The organism is Vibrio sp. 704, from assembly GCF_033339295.1.
On sequence record NZ_JAWOUH010000279.1, the window covers coordinates 1 to 819 of the forward strand.

Annotated in this window: 1 protein-coding gene; it reads right to left on the reverse strand. The window is 49.2% G+C overall.

Annotated features, from left to right (window positions below):
• Positions 1-135 precede the first annotated feature (135 nt).
• Positions 136-819, reverse strand: a 684-nt coding sequence (locus tag R7R24_RS25920) for a proprotein convertase P-domain-containing protein (RefSeq protein WP_318119994.1), incomplete at its 5' end; no start/stop codon positions are given.

Here is an 819-nt window from a genome sequence, read left to right on the forward strand (position 1 = left end):
ATAACGTACCTTTCGCAGAAATGGTTCCCGCTACGTTGTAACTTGGCGCCGTTGCGTCACCACCACCAGAACCACCACCACAACCAACAAGGGCCAGTGAGACTGCAATGAGAGAATATTGAAACTTCATAGGTCTTATCTTCTTTTTGATGAATCGTTATTACGAGAGCGAACCACTCTCAACATTGAAAGCACAAGCAAGCCAAAGAGCGCCCAAGGTGAGCCACTCCCACCCGAGCCATTGCCGTTGCTTTTCGAAGTGGTATCAGCACCGCACTGATACTGGTTAAAGTGACTCACACCCCACGCTTTTAGTGCGCCCGAGTTGCCGACCACCCGATCGGAGACTTCTAGTCGCCACGTTCCCCAACTAGGCTCTCCAACCAATGCTTGCAGCTGTGGATCGTGCTGAACCGTGAAATAGCCCGTAAACCCACCCGATTGACTCGGCTGATGGTTAAACAGCACTACAGACTGGCCTTGTGGCGACGTCAACGTGGTGTGTAAATCCGCTAAATTCGCGTGTTCGATATCGAGATAAACGGCAAATGAGTCATCAATTTTCTGCGTTTTGTCTGATAGTGTTTGAACAAAAATTTTGTTTCCTTGCACTTCTTGACCGCGCGAGTTAATACTCGCATCGGTGAGCGCATCCTCGATAGTCTTGGGCTTATTCAGAAGTAGAGGAACACCGTTCACTAGCGCCGTCACGTTTTGCCAAGATTGCGCCTTAAGCCCTTCAACAAACTGATAATCCACTGAAACTTTAGATTCAAACGGTGCACCACACGTCAGCCCCGTTGGTAAGTTGGCACTGAA